This is a genomic window from Sphingopyxis sp., from assembly GCF_036261875.1.
Lineage (GTDB): Bacteria > Pseudomonadota > Alphaproteobacteria > Sphingomonadales > Sphingomonadaceae > Sphingopyxis.
In genome coordinates, this window is sequence record NZ_DATAJZ010000007.1 from 111,417 (window position 1) to 124,504 (window position 13,088).

16 protein-coding genes are annotated in these 13,088 nt (G+C 64.5%); 11 read left to right on the top strand and 5 right to left on the bottom strand.

The window, feature by feature from the left end; genetic code table 11:
- The first annotated feature begins 3 nt into the window (after nt 1-3).
- From VHO04_RS02290 to VHO04_RS02305, 4 genes are all read left to right on the top strand, one after another.
- The gene (locus VHO04_RS02290) at nt 4-354 is read left to right on the top strand and encodes an ArsC family reductase (protein ID WP_329626858.1); all 351 of its coding nucleotides are present in this window, start codon (nt 4-6) and stop codon (nt 352-354) included.
- Nucleotides 351-1,424, top strand: a complete 1,074-nt coding sequence (locus VHO04_RS02295; protein ID WP_414713071.1) for a glycerophosphodiester phosphodiesterase — start codon at nt 351-353, stop codon at nt 1,422-1,424. Before VHO04_RS02290 ends, VHO04_RS02295 begins: the two co-directional genes overlap by 4 nt.
- A complete protein-coding gene (locus VHO04_RS02300) occupies nt 1,421-2,359 on the top strand; it encodes an aldo/keto reductase (RefSeq protein ID WP_329626859.1) in 939 nt (312 codons plus the stop codon). The genes VHO04_RS02295 and VHO04_RS02300 overlap by 4 nt, the downstream gene beginning before the upstream one ends.
- A 96-nt stretch (nt 2,360-2,455) precedes the next feature.
- The gene (locus tag VHO04_RS02305; RefSeq protein WP_329626860.1) at nt 2,456-2,860 is read left to right on the top strand and encodes a hypothetical protein; all 405 of its coding nucleotides are present in this window, start codon (nt 2,456-2,458) and stop codon (nt 2,858-2,860) included.
- A gap of 71 nt (nt 2,861-2,931) precedes the next feature.
- On the opposite strand, the gene VHO04_RS02310 is transcribed toward VHO04_RS02305, so the two are convergent.
- Both VHO04_RS02310 and VHO04_RS02315 read right to left on the bottom strand, forming a co-directional pair.
- Complete coding sequence (locus VHO04_RS02310; RefSeq protein ID WP_329626861.1) at nt 2,932-3,147, bottom strand: helix-turn-helix transcriptional regulator; 216 nt, start codon at nt 3,145-3,147, stop codon at nt 2,932-2,934.
- The gene (locus VHO04_RS02315) at nt 3,140-3,565 is read right to left on the bottom strand and encodes a hypothetical protein (protein ID WP_329626862.1); all 426 of its coding nucleotides are present in this window, start codon (nt 3,563-3,565) and stop codon (nt 3,140-3,142) included. The genes VHO04_RS02310 and VHO04_RS02315 overlap by 8 nt, the downstream gene beginning before the upstream one ends.
- 141 nt (nt 3,566-3,706) lie before the next feature.
- Here VHO04_RS02315 and panB point away from each other — a divergent pair, with 141 nt between their 5' ends.
- From panB to VHO04_RS02345, 6 genes are all read left to right on the top strand, one after another.
- The gene (gene panB, locus VHO04_RS02320) at nt 3,707-4,570 is read left to right on the top strand and encodes a 3-methyl-2-oxobutanoate hydroxymethyltransferase (protein WP_329626863.1); all 864 of its coding nucleotides are present in this window, start codon (nt 3,707-3,709) and stop codon (nt 4,568-4,570) included.
- 111 nt (nt 4,571-4,681) lie between these two features.
- Entirely contained in the window at nt 4,682-5,509 is an 828-nt protein-coding gene (locus tag VHO04_RS02325; RefSeq protein ID WP_329626864.1) for a tetratricopeptide repeat protein, read from the top strand.
- 1 nt (nt 5,510) lies between these two features.
- The gene (locus VHO04_RS02330; RefSeq protein ID WP_329626865.1) at nt 5,511-6,845 is read left to right on the top strand and encodes a PQQ-binding-like beta-propeller repeat protein; all 1,335 of its coding nucleotides are present in this window, start codon (nt 5,511-5,513) and stop codon (nt 6,843-6,845) included.
- An 82-nt stretch (nt 6,846-6,927) separates the two neighbouring features.
- Nucleotides 6,928-8,304, top strand: coding sequence for a ribosome biogenesis GTPase Der (gene der, locus VHO04_RS02335; RefSeq protein WP_329626866.1), 1,377 nt, complete (start codon nt 6,928-6,930; stop codon nt 8,302-8,304).
- Entirely contained in the window at nt 8,294-8,515 is a 222-nt protein-coding gene (locus VHO04_RS02340; protein ID WP_329626867.1) for a sulfurtransferase TusA family protein, read from the top strand. Before der ends, VHO04_RS02340 begins: the two co-directional genes overlap by 11 nt.
- A 115-nt stretch (nt 8,516-8,630) precedes the next feature.
- Nucleotides 8,631-9,035, top strand: coding sequence for an Hpt domain-containing protein (locus VHO04_RS02345; RefSeq protein ID WP_297662411.1), 405 nt, complete (start codon nt 8,631-8,633; stop codon nt 9,033-9,035).
- Here VHO04_RS02345 and VHO04_RS02350 read toward each other — a convergent pair.
- Entirely contained in the window at nt 9,029-10,288 is a 1,260-nt protein-coding gene (locus VHO04_RS02350) for a DUF418 domain-containing protein (RefSeq protein ID WP_329626868.1), read from the bottom strand. The genes VHO04_RS02345 and VHO04_RS02350 overlap by 7 nt on opposite strands.
- A 364-nt stretch (nt 10,289-10,652) precedes the next feature.
- Between VHO04_RS02350 and VHO04_RS02355 the strand changes: the two genes are divergently transcribed.
- Entirely contained in the window at nt 10,653-11,432 is a 780-nt protein-coding gene (locus tag VHO04_RS02355) for a Coq4 family protein (RefSeq protein ID WP_329626869.1), read from the top strand.
- Between the two features lie 121 nt (nt 11,433-11,553).
- Here VHO04_RS02355 and VHO04_RS02360 read toward each other — a convergent pair whose 3' ends face one another.
- Both VHO04_RS02360 and VHO04_RS02365 read right to left on the bottom strand, forming a co-directional pair.
- Nucleotides 11,554-12,204 carry an RNA methyltransferase gene (locus tag VHO04_RS02360; protein WP_329626870.1) on the bottom strand — a complete coding sequence of 217 codons (651 nt, stop codon included), beginning with the start codon at nt 12,202-12,204 and terminating at the stop codon, nt 11,554-11,556.
- Entirely contained in the window at nt 12,201-12,950 is a 750-nt protein-coding gene (locus tag VHO04_RS02365) for a DUF72 domain-containing protein (protein WP_329626871.1), read from the bottom strand. Before VHO04_RS02365 ends, VHO04_RS02360 begins: the two co-directional genes overlap by 4 nt.
- Nucleotides 12,951-13,088: the final 138 nt, after the last annotated feature.

A 13,088-nucleotide genomic window follows, 5' to 3' on the forward strand; every position in this document is an offset into this window, starting at 1 on the left:
TTCATGACCCTGACCCTTTACGGCATTCCCAACTGCGACACGGTGAAGAAGGCGCGGCGCTGGCTCGACGAGCATGGCGTCGCCCATGTTTTCCATGACTATCGTAAGGACGGCCTCGATGCCGCGCAGCTTCAGGGCTGGATCGATAAGCTCGGCTGGGAAAAGCTGCTCAACAAAAGCGGCACGACCTTTCGCAAATTGCCCGATGCGGAGAAAGAGGGACTCGACGCCGTGAAGGCCAAGGCGCTGATGCTCGAACAGCCGGCAATGATCCGCCGCCCGCTCGTCGATGCCGACGGCGTGCTCAGCGTGGGGTTTTCGGCCGATGACTGGCAGCAGCGCTTTGCGGCATGAAGGCGTGGCGCGGGGCGTTTGCGCTGCTGGCGCTCGCGGGCTGCGGGGCTGAGCCGATGGCCGCGCAGCCCACCCTCGATGGCAAGCCGCCGATCGTCATCGCCCATCGCGGCGCGTCGGGCGAGCGGCCCGAGCATACGTTGGCGAGCTACACGCTCGCGATCGAGCAGGGCGCCGACTTCATCGAACCCGATCTGGTGCTCACGAAGGACGGTGTCCTTGTCGCGCGGCACGAGAATGAAATTTCGGAGACGACCGACGTCGCCGATCATCCCGAGTTCGCGGGCCGCAAGGCGACGAAGACGATCGACGGCAAGACGGTGACCGGCTGGTTCACCGAGGATTTCACCCTCGCCGAACTCAAGACATTGCGCGCGAAGGAACGCATTCCGCGGCTGCGCGGCACCGCGCATGACGGGCGATATGAGATCCCGACCTTCGTCGAAATCCTCGACCTGCTGGTCGAGGCGAACAAGGGCCGCGACCATCCGGTCGGCGTCTATCCCGAAACCAAACATCCGAGCTATTTCGCGTCGATCGGCCTGCCGCACGAGGCGCCCCTGCTCGCGATCCTCGAAAAATACGGCTATCGCGGTCGCGCCGCGCCGGTGTTCATCCAGAGTTTCGAGGTCGGCAATCTCAAGGCCATTCGCGCGAAGAGCGACCTGCCGCTCATCCAGCTCATGGACGGTGCGGGCGGCCCCGCCGACGATCCGAAAGCGACCTATGCGATGATGGCGACCCCGGCGGGGCTGAAAGCGGTCGCGGCCTATGCCGACGGCATCGGGCCGAACAAGGACATGATCATCCCGCGCGGGGCGATCGGAACGCTCGGCGATCCGACCGCGCTGGTGCACGACGCCCATGCCGCGGGGCTCAAGGTTCATCCCTGGACCTTTCGCCGCGAGAATTATTTCCTGCCGCTTGCCGACAAGGGCGGGCTCAATCCGGCGGGGCACGGTGATCTCGCGGCCGAGATCAAAACCTATCTGAGGACCGGCATCGACGGGCTGTTCAGCGATAACCCGCGCGAAGCGGTGCCGGCGGTGAAGGAAGGAGCATCCCGATGACCGAACGCGCGCTCGGCAAAAGCGGCCTGTCGATCCGGCCTTTCGTACTCGGCGGCAATGTCTTCAGCATGACCGCCGATCAGAAGGCGAGCTTCGCGATCCTCGACCGCTTCGTCGAACGCGGCGGCGGAATGATCGACACCGCAGACGTCTATTCGGCGTGGGTGCCCGGGCACAAGGGCGGCGAGTCCGAAACCATGATGGGCCAATGGCTGAAGGCGAGCGGCGCGCGCGACAAGGTGCTGGTCGCGACCAAGGTCGGGATGATGCCCGGCGGCCTGAAACCCGACCGCATCCGCGAGGCCGTGCAGGGCTCGCTCGACCGGCTCGGTATCGACGTCATCGACCTCTATTTCGCGCACAAGGACGATCCCGACGTGCCGCTGGGCGAGGTACTCGGCGCATTTGCCGAACTGGTCGACGCGGGGACGGTGCGCGTGATCGGCGCGTCCAACTATTCCGCCGAGCGGCTGGGCGAGGCGCTGCGCACCGCCGACGAACTGGGCCTGCCGCGTTTCACCGTCGTGCAGCCCGAGCTCAACCTGCTCGACCGCGCGCAATATGAAGGGCCGCTCCAGACGCTCTGCATCGACGAGGGCCTGGGCGTCATCACCTATTTCAGTCTCGCCTCTGGCTATCTGTCGGGGAAATACCGCAGCGCCGACGATCTCGGCAAAAGCCCGCGCGGCGCGCGCGCCAAGGCCTATCTGGAGGGCAAGGGACCGGCGATGCTGGCGGCGATGGACCGCATTGCGGGCGAGACCGGCGCGACACTGTCGCAGATCGCGCTCGCCTGGGTCGCGGCGCAGCCCGGCGTCACTGCACCGATCGCGAGCGCGACGAGTGTCGGCCAGCTCGACGAGATATTGGGAAGCGAGACGCTGACGCTGACCGCCGAGCAGCTTGCGGCGTTGAACGATGCCGGACGGGGGTGAACCTCGTCAGGGTGGGTTACGACCGATGGTAGACATTCCGACCGGGTCTTACGGTTGCCGATTGCGGACGCTGACCAAATCGCGTCTATTTGCTCCATGAGCTTTAGCTACGATATCTCGCTACAGGTGCGCCACCCTGACGCCGATCCGAACGACATCGTTCGCGGTGTGGGCCTACCGGTGAAGCGAAGCTGGGCAGCAGGGGAACCCCGTTCCACACCGCGTGGCACAGCGTTGTCGGGACATCGAGACGCATCTTATTGCGCGTTTGATCTCGGCGCAGGTGATGATGGCGAGTTGGCGGAACGGCTTCGAGCGATTGTCGCTACGCTTGTCCCCAAGCAGGATTTCCTTCTTGGCTTGCGGGCGACTGGAGGCTCGATCAATCTCTTCATCACATGGACTGTCGGAGAACGGGGAGAGATGTTTGATTGCTCGCTTCTCTCCGGCCTCGCACGTCTCGGTATTGATCTAGGGATCGAACCAGTTCGGGCAGATTGAGCGACCAATATCCGTTCCAGCTATCCAAAAACCGACAGTCCGCTCCCCCACCCCAAAGCAGACTCCCCGGTTCAATCCCCCTCCCATTGAAACACTGCCTCGAGCGGCTTGTCGAAGACGTGCGCGATGCGGAACGCGACTTCGAGCGACGGCGAATATTTGCCCTGTTCGATCGCCGCGATCGTCTGCCGCGTTACCCCGACATGGTCGCCCAGTTCGCCCTGGGTCATCTCGCCTGCCAGGAAGCGCAGGGTGCGGATGTCGTTGCTGAAAGGAGGCTTAGCCATGCCAACCCCTCCGATAGCTCGTCACGACCACCAGCAATCCGGCCGTTTCGGCGACCACGATCGCGAACAAGGCGCTGTTGACGATGTGCATCGGCGGATCGGTGAAGGGCATGACGACCCCGACGACGATCGTGCCGGTCAAAAGGACGTAATAGCCGACCCGCGTGCCGCGCGCGGCAATCGCGCGGTCGCGTTCGTCGACGCGCGCTCGGGGAAGCTTGCGCGCCGCAACCGCCAGCCAGACATGGCCGATGATCACGACCACCGCCTGCGTCGCGGCGATCGTCCCGAACAGCCACAGCATCGCGAAACGCTCGCTCCCCGCGGGATGGCCGGCAAGGATCAGCCCGAAATAGAGGCTGTAGGCCAGCAGCATCGCGACCAGCGTCAGCCAGGCCTTTTTCTCGGTATAGGTCATCGGGACGACTCTCCGCATGTTCGTTCTTGATGACTTAATGTTAAATATAACGAACATTGAGTCAAGATAATTTTACAATGAGGCCGCGAAGACCGAGTTCGATCTTTCGCTTGGCGATGGGACGGGCTAGACCCCCGCGCCATGTCCACGCTCCCCAAGACGCTCACCCTCGACACCTCCACCAGCCGCGCCAACCCGACGCCGCAGCCGATGAAGCGCCTGACGGTGCCGCGCATCCGCCAGCGCAAGGGTGGCGAGCCGATCGTGATGCTCACGGCCTACACCGTCCGCATGGCCCAGCTGCTCGACCCGCATTGCGACATGCTGCTCGTCGGCGATTCGCTCGCCCAGGTGATCTATGGTCTGCCGCACACCGTCGGCGTCACCATGGACATGATGGCGCTCCACGGCGCCGCAGTGGTGCGCGGCAGCTATCATGCCGCGGTGATCGTCGACATGCCCTTCGGCAGCTATGAGGGCAGCCCCGAACAGGCGTTCAACAACGCCGCGCGCCTGCTCAAGGAAACCGGCGCCGCGGCGGTGAAGGTCGAAGGCGGCAAGGTGCTCGCGCCGACGATCGAATTCCTCACCCAGCGCGGCATTCCGGTGATGGGTCATGTCGGGCTGACGCCGCAGGCGGTGAACATCCTCGGCGGCTATGGCGTGCGCGGCAAGAGCGAGGCGGAAGCGCGCTCGATCGTCGAGGATGCGGTTGCCGTCGCGCAGGCCGGCGCCTTTTCGATCGTCATCGAAGGCGTGCTCGAATCGATCGCGATCGAGATCACGGAAAAGGTCGATTGCCCGACGATCGGCATCGGCGCATCGGCCCGGTGCGACGGCCAGGTGCTGGTGACCGACGACATGCTCGGCATGTTCGAACGCGTGCCCAAATTCGTCAAGCGCTACCAGGATATGGCGGGCGTCGTCAGCGGCGCGGTCAAGGATTATGCCGACGAAGTCAGGGCCCGTTCATTCCCGACAGCCGATCAGATCTACTCGGGGTGAAGACCCGCGGCGCGCGCAAGTGAATCGCTTGGCCTTTTCCGGCGCCATCGCTAAGGAAGCGGCCGGCCAGCCGATATCGTCCGGGGCCAATGGAATGTGATGGAGGTTTGATTGGCGCTGAGCCCGACGAACAGCAACGACGCGTTTCTGCAGGAAGTCGATGAAGCCGTCCGCAAGGACCAGCTCGACAATATCATGCAGCGCTATGGACGCTGGATTCTCGGCGGGGCGGTCGCCGCGCTGCTCGCGTTCGGCGGCTATCTCTATTGGGGGCACCGACAGGAAATCGCGCGCGGCGAAAAGGCCGAGGCGCTGATCGCCGCGTTCGACAAGATCAAGGCCGGGCAGCCGACCGCCGCGACCGCCGATCTCAAGACTCTCGAAGGCGAAGGCAATCCCGCCTATCGCGCCGCGGCGCTGATCGAGCAGTCGAACCTGAAGGCGAAGAGCGGCGACCTCAAGGCGGCGGCCGCGCTGATCGCCAAGGTCGCGGCCGATACCAAGCTCGACCAGTCGCTGCGCGACATGGCGCTGATTCGGCAGACCGCGCTCGAATATGACACGCTGAAGCCCGAGGCGATCATCGCGCGGCTGAAGCCGATCGTCGATGCCAAGGACCCGGCGTCGAGCTGGTTCGCGAGCGCTGCCGAGCTCAGCGCCGCGGCTTATTACAGCCAGGGAAAATATGATCAGGCCGGCCAGCTTTACGGCCGGATCGCGAAGCTGCCCGACGTCGCCAAGACGCTGCAATCGCGCAGCGTCCAGATGGCGGGAATGCTGGGCGTCGATGCCGTCGCCGACCGTGCGGCGGAAAGCCTGAAGGCGGAAGTGGAGGGTGCGCGCGCCGCCGCAAGCGCAGCCGACGCGGCTCCGGCCGCCGGGGACCAGAAAGGCACGCCGGGCGCAGCGGCGGCCGCGAAAAATGAGGAAGCCAAGTAACATGCGGAAACGCCATTTTGTGATGGGCGCGGTGCTGCTCGCTTTGCCCCTCGCCGGTTGCGGCGCCCTCAAGGGTAAGGGTGGGCCCAAGACGCCGACGGTCGGCCAGCGCGTATCGATCCTGTCGAACGACAACAGCATCAAGGTCGATCCGGCGATCGAGGCGGTTGCGGTCGTGCTGCCCGAACCGGCGGTCAACGCGAATTGGGCGCAGTCGGGCGGCAACGCATCGAAATCGATGGGCCACCCCGCGCTTGCCGCGACGCGGACAAAGCTGTGGGAAGCGCGCGTCGCGGGCAGCACCAAGAAGCAGCGGCTCGCCTCCTCGCCGGTGATTGCCGACAACCGTCTGTTCGTCGTCGATACCGACGCGGTCGTCACCGCCTATGCGGCCGATACGGGCGCGAAGCTGTGGAGCGCGTCGATCGGCAGCACCGCCAAGGATTACCGCGATTCGCTGTTCGGCGGCGGCGCGGGGGTCGATGGCGATGTCGTCTATGCGACGAGCGGATCGGGCGATGTCGCGGCGCTCAACGTCACCGACGGCAGCATAGTCTGGAAGGCGAAGCCTGCGGGTCCGCTGCGCGGCGCGCCGACGATCGCCTTCGGCGGCGTCTATGTGATCAGCCAGGACAATCAGATTTTTGCGCTGAACCAGGCCAATGGCGCGGTGCAGTGGCAGGCGACCGCCTCGCTCGAGCCGGGCAGCGTCTTCGGTGCGGCCTCGCCGGCGGCGGGGCAGGGCACGATCGTCGCGGGCTATTCGTCGGGTGAAGTTCAGGCCTATCGTTACGAGAATGGCCGCGACCTCTGGGAAGATGCGCTCGCGCGCACCTCGATGGCGCTGTCGGTCTCGACGCTGTCGGACGTCGACGCCGATCCGGTGATCGACCGCGGCCGCGTTTTCGCGCTCGGCCAGGGCGGCCGCATGGCGAGCTATGAACTCGTCACCGGCCAGCGCAGCTGGGAAATATCGATCGCGGGCATCTCGACCCCCTATGTCGTCGGCGAATGGGTCTATGCGATGACCGACGACGGCAAGCTGCTGTGCGTCGCGCGGACCAGCGGCAAGGTGCGCTGGCTCCAGCAGCTCGCGCGCTATCGCGTCGAGACCGAAAAGAAGAAGAAGGACCCGATCCGCTGGACCGGGCCGATCCTCGCCGGCGGGCGCCTGATCGCGGTGAACAGCGAAGGCCAGCTCGTCGAATTTTCGCCGACTGACGGCTCGACGCTCGCGACGACGGAGTTCAAGACGTCGCTGTCGCAGGCGCCGGTGGTCGCAAACAATATTTTGTATATTCTGGCAGACGACGGCACCATCACGGCCTGGCGCTGAGGCGTCCGGGCCGCTGATAAATAGGGACAGTCCCCATTTAAATTTAAATAGGGACAGTCCCTATTTATCGAAGGAAAAGCAGATGGCGCGATCCGCGACGATCGCCATTGTCGGCCGGCCCAATGTCGGCAAATCGACGCTGTTCAACCGGCTGGTCGGCAAGCGCCTCGCGCTCGTCGACGACCAGCCGGGGGTGACGCGCGACCGGCGCGAGGGCGATGCGAAACTGCTCGGACTCGAATTCCTGATCGTCGATACCGCGGGGTTCGAGGATCAGGATGCCGCGACGCTGCCCGGCCGGATGCGCGTCCAGACCGAGAAAGCGGTGCGCGAGGCCGACGCGGCGCTGTTCATGATCGACGGCCGCGCCGGGGTCACGCCGCTCGACGAGGAAATCGCGCGCTGGCTGCGCAGCGAAGACACGCCGATCATCCTCGTCGTCAACAAGGCCGAGGGGAAGCAGGGCGAAACCGGCCTGATGGAATCCTATGCGCTCGGCTTCGACAGTCCGATCGCGCTCAGCGCCGAGCATGGCGAGGGCGTGGTCGATCTGTTCGATGCGCTGCGCCCGATCGTCGAACCCTTCATGGAGGCCGCCGAGGATGCGGCCGACGCCGAAGCGGGCGACGAGGAACCGCTCGGCCCGCTCAAGCTCGCGATCGTCGGCCGGCCGAACGCCGGCAAGTCGACCCTGATCAACCGCATGATCGGCGAGGATCGGCTGATCACCGGGCCCGAGGCGGGGATTACCCGCGATTCGATCCGCGTCGACTGGCAATGGGAAAAGGACGGCGAGGTCCAGCCGATCCAGCTTTTCGACACTGCCGGGATGCGCAAGCGCGCGAAGGTGCAGGACAAGCTCGAGAAACTGTCGGTCGCCGACGCGATGCACGCGGTCGACTTTGCCGAGGTCGTCGTGCTGCTGCTCGACGCCACCAAGGGGCTCGAGGCGCAGGATCTGCGCATCGCCGACCGGGTGCTCGACGAGGGCCGCGCGCTGATCGTCGCGCTCAACAAATGGGACGTCGCCGAAGATCCCTCGTCGCTGTTCAATGGCGTGCGCGCGGCGCTCGACGACGGGCTGTCGCAGATCAAGGGCGTCCCTTTGCTCAGCATTTCGGGCGCGACCGGCAAGGGGATCGACACGCTGGTGCGCGTCGCCTTCGAACAGCGCGCGATCTGGACCAACCGCGTCTCGACGGCGAAGCTCAACCGCTGGTTCGAGCGCGCGGTCGAGGCCAATCCGCCCCCTGCACCGGGCGGCAAGCGGATCAAGCTGCGCTATATGACGCAGGCGCGGACACGGCCGCCGACCTTCGTCGTCTTCGGCAGCCGCACCGACGCGCTTCCCGCGAGCTACCAGCGCTATCTGATGAACGGAATGCGCAAGGAACTGGGGTTCCAGGGCGTGCCGATCCGCCTCAATTTCCGCAACACGCGCAACCCCTATGACGAATGAGGCGGGCGCGGCGGCGCTCGTCGTCGATGCGCGCGGAATGCGCTGCCCGTGGCCGGCGCTGCGGCTTGCGCGCGCGATGCGCGAGGCAGCGGACGTGCTGCTGCTCGCCGACGATCCGCAGGCGGCGCGCGAAGTCGCCGCGCTGGCGGGCGAGCAGGGCTGGACGCTGACGAACGACGCCGAGGGCGGCTGGCGCGTCCGCCGCGACTGACCCGAAATGGGGCGGCTTTCGTCGCACGTCCCGGCCATCGTAACGGCTTTTTTACCAGCTTCGGGCATGGCGGCTTCGGGACCACCGAGCGATTGGAACACCGAGGGACAGGGCATTGGACGAGATCCTGGTCGATTGGGATGAATTCCGCGCGACTCGCACCCAGTTGGGCGCGGCGTTCGTGCGCATTCTTGGCTATTTCCGAGAGGACGGTACCAAGTCGGTCGCCGCGATCGAAGAGGCGATGCGTGCCCGCGACGCGCGCGGACTCGTGATGCCCGCGCACACGCTGAAGAGCGAAGCGCGCCAGTTCGGCGCCGAGCGGCTCGGCGCGCTCACCGAGGATATCGAGATGTTCGCGCGCCACTGTGTCGAGGCGCAGGTCAGCCCCGAGGAATATCTGCCGCGCGTCGTCAATTTGCGCGCGCTGTTCGAGGAAACGCTCGCGGCGCTCGAACGCGAGGCGAATCCGCTCGTCCAGCGCAAGCCCGCGGGCTTCGGCCGCGCCGTCGGTTACTGAAGCTCCGCCTCTTTCCGCATCGGCTGCACCCTGCCGCGCGCGAGGCTGCGCCATAGCCATTCGAGCGGCCCATAGCGAAAGCGGTCGAGCCACGGCTTCGACCACAGCAGCATGACCGCCCACGCGGCGACGACGAACAGATAGAGCGGCGCGCGGTCGACCCGCCCGAACAGCCCCAACCCATAGCCATAGAAGATCGTCGTCATCACGATGCTGGTGCCGAGATAGTTGGAAAAAGCGGCCCGCCCCGCCGCCGCGACGCGTCCGATCCACGGGCTGGCGGCGTGATGCTTGATCAACAGGACGAGCAGCGCCGCATAGCCGATCGTCATCATCAGCCGCCCCGGCTGCGCCCAGGCGAGGAAGGCGGTGAGCGAGAAGAGATAATCGAACCGCGCTTCGCGCATCAGCCAGAGGACGAGCAATGTCAGCAGCAATCCCGGCGGCAGCCAGCGCCTGGCGACGCGGCGATAGGCGCGCGCCTCCCACGTCCCGGTCAGGAAGCCGTTGCGGAACAGCGCCATGCCGATCATCATCAGCGGCAGCGTTTCGAGCAGGTTGAAGAACAGCATCGCAAAGGGCGCGGCGGCATCGTCCAGCCGATGATCGAGGATCGGCAGATAACCGCCGCGATACAGCGCCAGCTCGTGCTGCACCTCGCCGTCAATCTTTGCATATTCGTCGCGGATCGCCTCACCCGCCTCGACCCGCGCCGTCGTCGCGCCGGGATCGTCGACCGATGCGGCGAGGAGGAGCTGGCCGCCGAACAGCAGCGACATCAGCAGGACGCCGAGCGTGAACAGCCCCGCCGCCCATCGTATCAGCCGCCGCGCCTCCCAGGCTCGGAACAGGAAGGCGATGCAGCCGACCGCGGCATAGAGGAACAATATGTCGCCCCACCAGAGGAAGAAGAAATGGCAAAGTCCGAAGATCGCGAGCCACGCCATGCGGCGATAATGCACCGACGCAGGGTTTTTCCCGGATTTTTCGGCGCGATCGACGATCAGGATCAGGCTGGCCCCGAACAGGATCGAAAAAAGCCCGCGCGTCTTGCCGTCGACCAGCACGAACGCCAGCCCCCACGCCACCAGATCCGCCGCGGTGTCGCCGCCATAGGCGCGCGGCGAGACATAGGCCATTTCGGGCATGGCAAAGGCGACGATGTTCATCGCCAATATGCCCATCACCGCAAAGCCGCGCAGCGCATCGAGCGTGACCAGCCGTGCGCTTTCCGTTCTGCCGTCGTCGCTCATGAGCCCTCGCTGTATTATGCGCCTGTTACGGGGCGCGGCGAGGAGCGTCCAGCGCCATCCTCAAGGAAAAGCCGTGTGCCCCCGCGGAGGAGCATCGGGCCGGATCGTCCTCCGGACGATCCTTGTCCATGCGGGGCATGGTCAACCCGATACTGGCCCATCTCCGGTCGGGGCGGGTTTTAACCGGCAGTAGATGGGTCCCCGCCTGCCCCGAAGGGGCAGTTTATCCTGAGCGCCGCCGCAGGCGGCGTCAAAGGGCGGGGACGCGCTGGCGTTTATCTCAACGTCGTATCTTAAGCTACTATTGACATATATGTCAGTAATGCTATCTCCTCCTCATCAGATGATTCGCCAGAGAGCCGCTATGACCCCGACCATCTTCTCCCACCCCGACCGCAAGCCCGCGAAGTTCCGCCCGTTCAAGGCGCTGTCGCACTTCCGCAAGCTGATCAAGGACAAGGAAGATACCGAACAGGTCTTTCACATCTTCGAAAATCTGCCGCGCAAGGGCTTCGTCGACGACGCGCGCGCCTTTGTGACAAGCAACCTCGGCCAGCGCCTGATGGCCAGCGAACCCTATCTCCCCGACCTGCTCGACGATCATGGCTGGATCGACGAACTGCCCGAGGGCAGCGTCGGCCACGCCTATGTCACCTTCATGCGCCGCGAAGGCCTGTCCGCCGCGGGGCTCGTCGCCGAAAGCGAGAAGATGGGCCGGCCGCAGTTCGACGACCAGCTCCAATGGTATGCCAACCGCCTGCGCGACACGCACGACCTCTTCCACATCCTGACCGGCTATGGCCGCGACGCGCTCGGCGAACAATGCGTCCTCGGCTTCACCTATGGCCAGACGGGCAATTACGGCAATTTCTTCATCGCCTATGCCGGCGGTTATGAAGTGAAGCGGAGCATCAAGAGCGACGCGCCGGTGATGGGCGCGATCCGCCAGGGCCAGCGCAACGGCAAGGTCGCCAAGGCGATCATCGAGCAGGACATCCGCTCGCTGCTCGCCGAACCGCTCGACGCCGCGCGTGCGCGGTTGGGGATCGGCGAGCCGACGCTCTATCACGAAGCGCACCGCGCCTACCGCAACCGCGGCATCGACCCATACAACTTCCTCGCGGCCAAGGCTGCGATGGCCTGAACCAGATTCTCTCCATCGCGAAGCGATGGGGAGGATCTATAGCTTTGCGATCAGTGCCTGCGCGGCGGCCGGATTGCGCACCTTCGCGCCCGCGATAAATCTATCCAGAGTTACGCTCGCATTAAGGGGAGGGCGTCATCACCGTCGGGAGGACGGTCTGCCGCTTTCCTCTTCGATCCCGCAACCTGTATTTGCTTTGATATTCGCGCCTTTGCTTCGCGATCTCGTACAACACGATTCCCGAGCTGGTTCCGAGGTTGAGGCTCTCAATCATTCCGAACATCGGAATGCTCACGCACATCTCGCTACGCTCGATAGCAAGATCGCTAATTCCCCTCGTCTCATTGCCAAACCAGACGGCGAGTTTTGCATGTTCAGCAAAATCGCCTTCGTGAAGGAATATGTTGGTCTTACCTTTCACGTGAGGCGATGTGACGATCGAGACGAATCGGTTCTTTTCGAGGTGGGCGAGGCAGTCTTCGGTGCTGTCGAATCGCTTTACGAAAGTCCATTTCACCGCAGATACCGATAGCTTAGCGAGCTTCGGCTCCTCACGCAGTTCATGCCAGTCGTCGGACAAGACGCCTCGAGGATCGACGACATAGACCTTCTCAACGCCCAAGGCATTCACGTTTCGAATGACCGTTCCGATATTCCGCGGGTTTTGCGGATCCTCGATAACGGCGATTAGGTTCTTGCAGCGAAACTGCTTGATATCATCGGCGCGCTTCCGCGACGGCCTTTTCGCTTCTGGCTTTCCTTCGGCTGTCATTCCGTACTCGCTTTCAACCGATCTATTAGCGCCATCGCTGCGGCTGGGTTTCTTAATTTCGCTCCCGCGATGAAAAAGAGATAGACGTCGCGGCCGCCCTTGGCCCACGCCTTGGCCTGCTTTGCCCAAGCGTCGAGCGCTTTGTCATCATAGCCCGTTTCGACGCCTTCCTGGCTGCGCTGCAACCGGGCGTAGGTGAAGTCCGCGGTCTGCTCGTCGATGCACGGAAATTCGTCGCTGTCGGCATAGACAAGCGCCATGTTCCGCGCGCGCAGCAACTCGATAAAGGCCGGATCGCGGAAGCTCTCGTGCCGCACCTCGATCGCGTGACGCAGCGGCAGGCCGTTCTGCGTGTCGGGCAGCAGGTCGAGAAAGCCCGCGAAATCGTCGCGCTCGAATTTTTTCGTCGCCATGAACTGCCAGTGGATCGGCCCGAGCCGGTCGCCGAGCCGCGTCAGCCCCTGCGTCAGGAATTTCTCGATCGAGGCCGCGCCTTCGGCCAGCACTTTGCGGTTGGTCGCAAAACGCGATGCCTTGACGCTGAATCGGAAGCCGTCGGGCACCGCCGCCGCCCAGTTCGCGAATGTTTCGGGCTTCTGGCTCCCATAATAGGTGCCGTTGATCTCGATCCCCGTCAGATGCTGGCCGGCATATTCGAGCTCGCGTTTTTGCGCCAGGCCGGCGGGATAGAAGGGGCCGCGCCACGGCTCGAAAGTCCAGCCGCCGATGCCGATGTGGATGCTCATGGCTCGCTTGTCTCCCGCGAAGGACTGTGCTGATTTCCTTGTCTCGCACAAAGCCACGAAGCCACAAAGAGGGTGCGCCGCTCAGACGTTCGTCGCCCTTTGCAAAGGGCGTCCGTTACAATGCTGCGCGCTATCGGC

Coding starts and splice junctions, on each gene's coding strand:
- VHO04_RS02290 (WP_329626858.1), top strand. CDS start 4: ATGACCCTGACCCTTTACGGCATTCCCAACTGCGACACGGTGAAGAAG.
- VHO04_RS02295 (WP_414713071.1), top strand. CDS start 351: ATGAAGGCGTGGCGCGGGGCGTTTGCGCTGCTGGCGCTCGCGGGCTGC.
- VHO04_RS02300 (WP_329626859.1), top strand. CDS start 1,421: ATGACCGAACGCGCGCTCGGCAAAAGCGGCCTGTCGATCCGGCCTTTC.
- VHO04_RS02305 (WP_329626860.1), top strand. CDS start 2,456: ATGAGCTTTAGCTACGATATCTCGCTACAGGTGCGCCACCCTGACGCC.
- VHO04_RS02310 (WP_329626861.1), bottom strand. CDS start 3,147: ATGGCTAAGCCTCCTTTCAGCAACGACATCCGCACCCTGCGCTTCCTG.
- VHO04_RS02315 (WP_329626862.1), bottom strand. CDS start 3,565: ATGACCTATACCGAGAAAAAGGCCTGGCTGACGCTGGTCGCGATGCTG.
- panB (WP_329626863.1), top strand. CDS start 3,707: ATGTCCACGCTCCCCAAGACGCTCACCCTCGACACCTCCACCAGCCGC.
- VHO04_RS02330 (WP_329626865.1), top strand. CDS start 5,511: ATGCGGAAACGCCATTTTGTGATGGGCGCGGTGCTGCTCGCTTTGCCC.
- der (WP_329626866.1), top strand. CDS start 6,928: ATGGCGCGATCCGCGACGATCGCCATTGTCGGCCGGCCCAATGTCGGC.
- VHO04_RS02340 (WP_329626867.1), top strand. CDS start 8,294: ATGACGAATGAGGCGGGCGCGGCGGCGCTCGTCGTCGATGCGCGCGGA.
- VHO04_RS02350 (WP_329626868.1), bottom strand. CDS start 10,288: ATGAGCGACGACGGCAGAACGGAAAGCGCACGGCTGGTCACGCTCGAT.
- VHO04_RS02355 (WP_329626869.1), top strand. CDS start 10,653: ATGACCCCGACCATCTTCTCCCACCCCGACCGCAAGCCCGCGAAGTTC.
- VHO04_RS02360 (WP_329626870.1), bottom strand. CDS start 12,204: ATGACAGCCGAAGGAAAGCCAGAAGCGAAAAGGCCGTCGCGGAAGCGC.
- VHO04_RS02365 (WP_329626871.1), bottom strand. CDS start 12,950: ATGAGCATCCACATCGGCATCGGCGGCTGGACTTTCGAGCCGTGGCGC.